Origin of the sequence: Psychrobacter sp., from assembly GCF_018260395.1 — a bacterium.
GTDB lineage: Bacteria > Pseudomonadota > Gammaproteobacteria > Pseudomonadales > Moraxellaceae > Psychrobacter.
Map to the genome: position 1 here is coordinate 1 of NZ_JAGLBC010000101.1, position 8,678 is coordinate 8,678.

At 37.7% G+C, this 8,678-nt stretch carries 9 protein-coding genes; all 9 read right to left on the bottom strand.

The features are described from left to right. A partial coding sequence (locus QZ265_RS08090; RefSeq protein WP_296405135.1) for a formyltransferase family protein occupies window positions 1-359 on the bottom strand: 359 nt, incomplete at its 3' end. Window positions 360-667: 308 nt separating this feature from the next. Beyond that, the gene (locus tag QZ265_RS08095) at window positions 668-1,270 is read right to left on the bottom strand and encodes a riboflavin synthase (RefSeq protein ID WP_296405138.1); all 603 of its coding nucleotides are present in this window, start codon (window positions 1,268-1,270) and stop codon (window positions 668-670) included. Between the two features lie 368 nt (window positions 1,271-1,638). Next, window positions 1,639-2,781, bottom strand: a complete 1,143-nt coding sequence (ribD, locus tag QZ265_RS08100; RefSeq protein ID WP_296405139.1) for a bifunctional diaminohydroxyphosphoribosylaminopyrimidine deaminase/5-amino-6-(5-phosphoribosylamino)uracil reductase RibD — start codon at window positions 2,779-2,781, stop codon at window positions 1,639-1,641. Between the two features lie 121 nt (window positions 2,782-2,902). Next, the gene (gene nrdR / locus QZ265_RS08105; RefSeq protein ID WP_296405142.1) at window positions 2,903-3,364 is read right to left on the bottom strand and encodes a transcriptional regulator NrdR; all 462 of its coding nucleotides are present in this window, start codon (window positions 3,362-3,364) and stop codon (window positions 2,903-2,905) included. A 131-nt stretch (window positions 3,365-3,495) separates the two neighbouring features. After that, on the bottom strand, window positions 3,496-4,887 hold the full coding sequence (gene mnmE / locus QZ265_RS08110) for a tRNA uridine-5-carboxymethylaminomethyl(34) synthesis GTPase MnmE (RefSeq protein WP_296405144.1): 1,392 nt from the start codon (window positions 4,885-4,887) through the stop codon (window positions 3,496-3,498). A 451-nt stretch (window positions 4,888-5,338) separates the two neighbouring features. Continuing rightward, complete coding sequence (gene yidC, locus QZ265_RS08115; RefSeq protein WP_296405145.1) at window positions 5,339-7,042, bottom strand: membrane protein insertase YidC; 1,704 nt, start codon at window positions 7,040-7,042, stop codon at window positions 5,339-5,341. 284 nt (window positions 7,043-7,326) lie between these two features. Beyond that, window positions 7,327-7,707 (bottom strand): membrane protein insertion efficiency factor YidD, encoded by a 381-nt coding sequence (gene yidD, locus QZ265_RS08120; RefSeq protein WP_296405147.1) that lies wholly within the window; start codon window positions 7,705-7,707, stop codon window positions 7,327-7,329. A gap of 145 nt (window positions 7,708-7,852) precedes the next feature. Further along, window positions 7,853-8,230 (bottom strand): ribonuclease P protein component, encoded by a 378-nt coding sequence (gene rnpA / locus QZ265_RS08125; RefSeq protein ID WP_296405151.1) that lies wholly within the window; start codon window positions 8,228-8,230, stop codon window positions 7,853-7,855. Between the two features lie 188 nt (window positions 8,231-8,418). Beyond that, a complete protein-coding gene (rpmH, locus tag QZ265_RS08130) occupies window positions 8,419-8,553 on the bottom strand; it encodes a 50S ribosomal protein L34 (protein WP_007394757.1) in 135 nt (44 codons plus the stop codon). Window positions 8,554-8,678: the final 125 nt, after the last annotated feature.

Here is an 8,678-nt window from a genome sequence, read left to right on the forward strand (position 1 = left end):
TGGGTCGGGGTTTGTAACACACCAATAGGTAAAATGAGACCGTAGGCTGCCACAACCATGACATCAGGCTTATAATTGACCAAAGTTTCACGTGCTACTTGACCTTCTGCTACCGACTTTTTAAAAGTCAGCGGTTGCTCAACTGGCAAGTTATGCTTTAGTGCTAATTGTTTTACAGGAGAGGCGGTAATTTTTTGACCCCGTCCTGCCTTGCGATCTGGCTGAGTGTAGACAGCTACAATCTCGATATTAAGCTCTTTTTGCTGCTCAATGAGGGATTGCAAACTTATAGCCGCAAATTCAGGAGTTCCAGCGAAAATAATGCGTTGTTTAATAGATGACTTATTTTCAATACTCATAATATTCATTCGATATATTGGTTATATAAATAGGAGGGCAAAATATAAATGAGGTTCGCACATGCCTTTGCTCCATTATAGTGAAATTATGACCTTCCTGCCATGAATCCTAAACTAGCCATAAAAAAGCCCTACTTGTTATAAAGAAGGGCTAGTCCAATAAGGTTTGATTTTGTCGCTAAATCATTAGCAAAAAAGTGCTTCAATTGCCTATAGCTTTTTATATTGTCTCAGTTTAATCTTAGCCAAAATAACTAAGCCAAAAAATAACTAAGCCAAATGAACTAATCTAAATTAAATAATCTTAATTATTCAGCCGCCACAGTGGTCAGACGTTCAAGGTAACGGGCAATTAAATCCACCTCGATATTCACAGGGCCGCCCACTTTCCAATGACGACCTATATTGGTCACCTCAGCAGTATGTGGAATGATATTTAAGCACACAATATTGTCTTTGACCAAGTTAGTGGTCAAGCTAATACCATCAACTGTGATCGAGCCCTTTGTCGCTGCGTATTTTTTTAACGCTTCAGGAATGGCAATTTCAATGTATATCGAACGTGCATCTTCTTTCATTACTTTTACGGTGCCAACACCATCTACGTGACCTGATACCATGTGGCCGCCAAAACGAGTCGTAGGCAACATAGCTTTTTCTAAGTTTAAGATATCGCCTGGTTGCCAATTGTTCATAGCTGTTTTGGCCAAAGTTTCACGTGAAACATCTACTGCATAACTGTTGTTGTCTATATCTACTACCGTTAGGCAGATACCATTACTGGCGATAGAATCCCCTAGCTTCACATCACTAAAATCCAAATTATCAGACTCTATCACCAAACGCACATCACCGCCCACTTCAGTAATAGAACTCATAGTACCAGTGCTTTCAATAATACCTGTAAACATACTTGCCCCTTTTTATAAGCTTATTAAAACTATACTAACATGTAATATTTATAGAATTTAGAATGGATATACTAACAAAATATAAGGTATAACTAGTTGTGGATAACTTTCTCAATTAACTTGATTTCATGTACATAAAGGGTTACATAGCTATAGTTATCCACAACCTAAAAAAAATATGGTTATATTATCTATAATATTCTTGTTTCACGTGGAACCCTTGTATTTATTGGGTTTAAAACATCTATACTAGTTTTAATGTTCCATGTGAAACCTAATTAATCCACAGTTTCATGTGAAACCCTTTAATAAAGCTAGTTATAACTTAATAATTAATCAATAGTTGTGGATAAAAATATTAAAATCTTTCACTGGGCTATAAAGTTAAGTCGTAAATCAGTACCTACTCGCTGACATTCTTTTAAGGTGAAACGCCGCTGTGAACTTAAATTATCAATATCTAAGGTGATCATAGGTTGAGCACTATGACCTAAAATACAAGGTGCTTGATAAACAATTAATTCATCTACTAAGCCAGCTTCAATAAAACTTCCAGACACTTTAGAACCTGCTTCGATTAATACATCATAAATATCATAATCAACCTTTAATCTATGTAACAATACCGACAAATCGTCTTCGGTATATATTATGGCTTTATCATTGTGTAGAACTTGATAAGATTGTTCTATACCTTTAACCCCTGATAAGCGCTTACGTCGATCTAAAATAACCACTTTAGGCTGTGGGATTTGACCGACTTCAACCCCTAATTGTTCAGATCGAACATTCAAACTCGGGTTATCCTCTATTATAGTTTGGCTCCCTGTAATGATAGCACCACTTAACGCCCGTAACCTTTGCACATCTTCTCGTGCGGCAGGACCTGTTATCCATTTTGATTCTCCAGAGGCCATTGCGGTTCTGCCATCTAAGCTGGTAGCGACTTTTAAGCGAACATAAGGCATTTGGCAACGCATCGCCTTTAAAAAACCCAAATTTAATTGTTCTGCTTGATCTTGACAGACGCCAACACATACCTTAATGCCCGCACTTAGTAGTAAATCCACCCCTCTTCCTGCCACTTTGGGATTAGGATCTAGTCCCGCTATTACCACCCTTGCAACTCCAGATTTTATTAAAGCTACAGCACATGGAGGCGTTTTGCCAGTATGACTACAGGGCTCAAGCGTGACGTAGGCTGTAGACCCCTCTACAGATTGTACAGCACTTCGTAAAGCGAATACCTCTGCATGTGGCTCTCCCGCTTTTGGATGAAATCCAGAGCCTATAATTAGATTATTTTTAACTATAATGCAGCCTACTGCAGGATTTGGACGGGTGGTAAAAAGTCCTTTTTTGGCCTCTTCAATGGCCAAATTCATATAATAATAATCTTCAGTCTTTGGGGCATCATATTGTACAGGAGGCAAACTTATAGCATTTTTTGTTGAAATTGAAGGCATAGTAATATCAGAGGGGTTATTAAGATTTTCAGAGGAAGACGTCATAACTTATTGACCTTTTTTAGCCTTAAGTGGCTTAGATCTAGCTGTAATTGCAGACTGAACTTATCAAACTTCTAAAACTGAGCAGAATTGACACTATCTGCGCTAACATATTGTGAGCAATTTAATTACTATCAGTTGGCTTAATATTTTGTAATTCTTGGCGAAAAGCTTCTATATCTTGAAAGTCTCTATAAACACTTGCAAAACGCACATATGCCACATCGTCAAGCTCTTTTAGTTCACTCATAACCACCTCACCAAGTGACTTACTATTGATTTCACGCTCACCCAAATATCGGATACGCTTTTCAATACGGCTTATCATGGCCTCTTGTTCATCTAAGGTGACGGGGCGCTTTTGCAATGGTAACTGAATTGAGCGTCTTAGTTTCTGAGAGTCATAGGGTTCAATACGGCCGTTTGATTTGATGATACGAGGCATTACTACCTCTACCACTTCAAAGGTGGTAAATCGCTCTTGGCACTGATTGCATTGGCGACGACGGCGCACTTGAGCACCTTCTGCCGCTAGTCTAGAATCTATTACCTTGGTGTCATCAGCATTACAATAAGGACACTGCATGGTTGGTTCTCATTAATATCAGATTAATTTAATTAATTATAAAGCCCTACAAGCTGAGTCTTGATCATTAAGTTGATTAGCTCATTATCTATCAAATCGTAGCAATTAAGCTATATATAGTAATTAACTAATTATTTACCAATACAAAAACTGCCAAATATTTTACCTAACAAATCATCTGCACTGAATTCTCCAGTGATTTCGCCCAAGCTATATTGAGCTTGGCGTAAACTTTCAGCTACCAATTCTCCCGCTTGATAATCCACTAGTTGTAGATATGCGTCTTGTAAATGTTGCTGGGTTCTTCTTAAAGCATCTAAATGTCGAGTACGGGCAATTAAGCTATTTTCAGGAGGATGAAATCCCACCTTATCGCATAAAGTATTAATTAAAGTATCAATGCCTTGCGATGTTTCACATGAAACATTAACTTGATCATAGCCACTAACCTGTAATTTATCTATTATGCTTGATAACTGCTGTTGCTCAATTAGGTCTCTTTTATTGCCAATGATCAACAATTTAGAAGGGTTATAATTGGGCACACCAGTTTCTGTTTCACCAAACAGCTCTGTTGCCAGTTCTAGAGGATCTGCCTGTCGTGATAGATCATGTACCAATACTAATAAATCCGCTTGATGAATGGCAGTTCGGGCGCGTTCAATTCCAATACGTTCTACAGCATCGGTGGTATCGCGCAGACCTGCGGTATCGGTTAGATGGATAGTTAGTCCATTGAGCACAATGGACTCTTGTAAAGTGTCTCTAGTGGTTCCTGCCACATCGGTAACAATGGCGCGTTCTTGGCCGGCTAAACTATTTAGCAGGCTTGATTTACCGGCATTGGGACGACCCGCAAGCACCACATGAACCCCATCGCGCAAAAGCTGCCCTTGTTGAGCGGTGGCAAGTATAGTTTTAAGTCGGTCTTGAATACTAGCGAGTTTATTTTCAATTACCCCATCGTTTAAAAAGTCCACGTCATCTTCATCAGGGAAATCAATAGAAGCTTCCACATACAGTCTTAGCTCAATTAAAGACTCTAAAATATCATTGATTTTATTAGAAAATTGACCCGTTAAGGAGCGAATCGCGCTACTGGCAGCGGCGGCGCTGGTTGCATCAATAGCATCAGCAATAGCTTCGGCTTGTAATAGGTCAAGCTTGTCATTCTCAAAAGCGCGATAAGAGAATTCACCGGGCTGTGCCTGATGCGCTCCGAGTTCAAATACACGAGCTAACAGTTGGTTTTGTAAAATTATGCCACCATGACCCTGTAACTCGATGACATCTTCACCTGTGAACGAATAGGGCGCTTTAAAATATAAAACCAAACCTTCATCAATTATATTATGTTGGTGATTATAAAATCGACAAAAAATGGCCAAGCGAGGGGTAAAACTTTTCTTTGATGTAAGCTGACAGGCAATATCATAAGCTTTAGGGCCTGATAGACGAATAATACCCACACCACCTCTTCCTAAAGGCGTCGCTATGGCAGCAATGGTTTTAACATTTGACATAAAATAACTCTAATTTAGGTCTTAGTTTTATGACCCTTTGTTTGATAGTTTAATGATTACTTATTGAGTACTTATTGAGTACTTATTGAGTACTTATTGAGTACTTATTGATAGTTTAGGGATAATCAGTGATAAGCTTATTGCTCATTTAACAATAGTTTTTTTGGATTATGGTCACAACTTATCACTTAAAAACTGCTTTCTATTCGTCAAATATATACGGATATCAGACCTTATAATAGGTACTAAAATGAACATATTCAATGTTGATTTTTTAATCGCATCACATACATCTGCCAAAATCACTTAAGCACAAATCACTTAAGCAAAAATCACTTAAGCACAAAACACTTAAACTAAAAACATCAATAAAAATAAAGCACCTATATGAAACATATAAGTGCTTTAATTAATTAAACAAGCTTTCGGTTAGCGCAAGCCTATTGTTTAATTAGCTTGCCATTTTTGCCGCTTTTTCTCTTTGTTCTTTTTCAACTTTCTTATTAACAAAGTACTGCTGCGTCATCGTAAATAAGTTATTCACTGTCCAATACAATACCAGACCTGCTGGAAAGAATAACATGAATAAAGTAAAGATAATCGGTAAGAACTTCATTACTTTGGCTTGCATAGGATCTGTTGGTTGAGGACTGAACATTTGCTGTGCAAACATACTGGCACCCATTAACATGGGTAAAATAAACCATGGGTCCATAGCTGATAAATCTTGAATCCAAAGAATCCAAGGCGCATGACGTAGCTCCACGCTTTCTACAAGCATATAGTACAGACCTAAGAATATAGGCATCTGCATGAAGATCGGTAAACACCCAGCCATCGGATTTACTTGCTCTTCTTTATAGATTGCCATCATTTCTTGAGACATCTTCATACGGTCATCGCCGTGTTCTTCTTTTAGGGTTTGAAGACGTGGTGCAATCGCACGCATCTTAGCCATAGAATAATAGCTCTTGTGAGAAATCCACATTAGGGAAACTTTAACCAATAGCGTTAACCCAATAATTGCCCAACCCCAGTTACCGACCACACTATGAATCGCTGACAAGATCGTAAACAAAAACTTAGAAATTGGCCAAGCCCATCCATAGTCTACTGTTTTCTCAAAACCTGGAGCAAATCCTAGTAAGTTTTCTTGATTTTTTGGACCTGCATATAACGTTGCAGTAATATTTTTTTGTTGGGCGGCTGGTACATTAAAAGGTTCACTGTTCATACCAATGAAATAATCACCACCTTTTTCACGACTGAAGAACTGACCAGAAAAGTTTTCAGGAGTCCAAGCAGAAACAAAGTAATGCTGAACCATTGCTACCCAGCCATCCTTGCTAATAGCTTTTAAATCACCATCATTAAAGTTTTTAAACTTCAATTTATTGTAGTCGTCATCTGGCGTACCCCATGCACCACCTAAATAAGTGGCCATGCTTAAGACACCTTTATCCGCCATACCAGGATCTTTACTGCTGTCTCGTTTTAACTGAGCAAAAACCTGACCTTTCCAATCCTTACCACTGGTATTATTAATGTTGTAATTCACACTAATAGGATATTTACCTTCAGTGAAGGTAAAGGTCTTAGTTACCGTCACACCATCGGCCTGTTTATAAGTAAGCGGCACTTCTAGCTTCTTTTGACCTGGCTGCATCACATAGTTATTCGATTGATACTTGTATTTTGCTCGTCCTGCTGCAGTATCAATTCCATTAGGACCAATCAAACCTGACTGAGCAACATACACTCGATTGCCCGAATTCTCTAAAAGCACAAAAGCATTTTTACTGTTTAAGGTTGCATTATATTGACGTAAGGCAGCATAGACGATATCGCCACCATTAGGATCAATTTTGATTTGATAACGGTCAGTAGTGACATTGATTAAGTCACCTTGTTTGGCAGCGGTTTTTTCGTTACCTACTTGACCTGACGGTAAATCGGTTGATGCAGATGCAGGTATATCACTATCACCAGTCGTGGTGGGAATATCCGCACCAGTAGTAGAAGTGGATACAGAAGGGGTTACTGCGTCTGCTGATGTGGCTGGCACATTGGCATAATCTTTCTGCCAAGCTAGCACCAACAAATATGCGGTAATCACCATCGCAATGATGATGAGCACCCGTAGTATCTTTTGCATAAGATTGTCCTAAACAACTCTAAATGAAGTATTTAATAATTTATTGAGATGATAATACGGTTTTATTAAGTTTATATCCACCGTAACAGCCCTTTATTATTGCTTTTTATTCATGGCAACCATGGCTAGTTTGTAACTAATTGCGTAATTGTTTCTAGAGCCACTTTGTCCTCAAAACGAAGCCACCTTACCCTTAAAGTAGTTACAAAATGGGGACTATTTTACTAAAAACAGATGATAAATGATATAGGAGCAATATTTTAACCAAATAGCCACAATAAATATTAAGTTAAGGGATAATTAGAATTATTATTTAGATAAGCCGTATAACTTGCAGTATCTATATAAATACTATGGCGATTAAGGCATGTTTCACGTGAAACATCATTATTTTTAACTGGAATGTTATTAACTGGTTTGAATTTGAATTTATATAAAGGTAGCGGCACAAAGTCTATACCATGACCACCCCAAGGATGACAACGACAAATACGCTTAAGCGATAACCAACTGCCGTGATAAGGTCCATGCCAAATAATCGCAATTTTGCCATATTCTGAACAGGTAGGGTAATAACGACATCTTGCAGGTAACACGGGACTGATAAAGGTTTGATAGCTTTTGATAATCGTTAACAGCAGGCGTGAGAAAAAACGGGACATCATATCTTCTCCTATTTAATACCCTATGATCCTTAACTACTCTATACCCTTATCTATAGACAAACCTAGCAGAGTCTAAATAAGGCTTTAAGCTCTCATAAGATAAAATTGGCTATAAACCAATAACTTTAATAACAGCTATGGCGTATTAGTTGCTAGTTGCCAAGATTCTACGTCGCTTAGCAGTAATCTTAACCAAAAGATCATCGATCTCTTCACGCATTTGATCATTACTAAGTTCTTTAGTAGTTTTCTTTAAAATAAACACTATATCCAAAGCAGGTAAACCAGAATGCTTGTGACGAAACTGTTCGCGCAAAATACGCTTAATGGTATTCCTAGCTACTGCAGTAGGGATTCTTTTTTTGGTAATGGCCATGCCTAACCTTGCTTGATCTTGATCAGCATCATAGGCAAAAGCCATAAAATGAGTTTGATGAACTTTAAATAGTGGTTGATTAAATACTGACTTAAACTCAGCTGGTTTTAATAGTCTTTTTGCTTTGGGATAACAGTATTTAGTCATGATAAGTCAACATACGATAAAAGATAATAAAGATTTAAGTAAGGTATTTAAGCAGGCCATAATCAAAAAAAGCACCTAATAATTAGGTGCTTTTAATAACAATCTGCGAACTTGTAAACATTATATATTTATATAATGTAGGTTCATCTAAAGTTTTACGGTAAATAAAATCCAATAAGGATAATATATTACACCGTTAAACGATGACGACCTTTTGCACGACGACGTGCTAAAACTTGACGACCTTTTTTAGTTGCCATGCGAGCACGGAAACCATGGGTGCGCTTGCGCTTGATAACGCTTGGCTGGAATGTACGTTTCATAAATCACCTATGACAGCAAATAAATTGGAAATAAATAGAGTTCACTAAGAATTTGTAATAACGGACGATTATGCCAGTATGCGACATTATTGTCAATAATAAATGCAGGTTTTAAAGCATTTCTA

Coding starts and splice junctions, on each gene's coding strand:
- yidD (WP_296405147.1), bottom strand. CDS start 7,707: ATGATGTCCCGTTTTTTCTCACGCCTGCTGTTAACGATTATCAAAAGC.
- rpmH (WP_007394757.1), bottom strand. CDS start 8,553: ATGAAACGTACATTCCAGCCAAGCGTTATCAAGCGCAAGCGCACCCAT.
- mnmE (WP_296405144.1), bottom strand. CDS start 4,887: ATGTCAAATGTTAAAACCATTGCTGCCATAGCGACGCCTTTAGGAAGA.
- yidC (WP_296405145.1), bottom strand. CDS start 7,042: ATGCAAAAGATACTACGGGTGCTCATCATCATTGCGATGGTGATTACC.
- rnpA (WP_296405151.1), bottom strand. CDS start 8,230: ATGACTAAATACTGTTATCCCAAAGCAAAAAGACTATTAAAACCAGCT.
- nrdR (WP_296405142.1), bottom strand. CDS start 3,364: ATGCAGTGTCCTTATTGTAATGCTGATGACACCAAGGTAATAGATTCT.
- ribD (WP_296405139.1), bottom strand. CDS start 2,781: ATGACGTCTTCCTCTGAAAATCTTAATAACCCCTCTGATATTACTATG.
- QZ265_RS08095 (WP_296405138.1), bottom strand. CDS start 1,270: ATGTTTACAGGTATTATTGAAAGCACTGGTACTATGAGTTCTATTACT.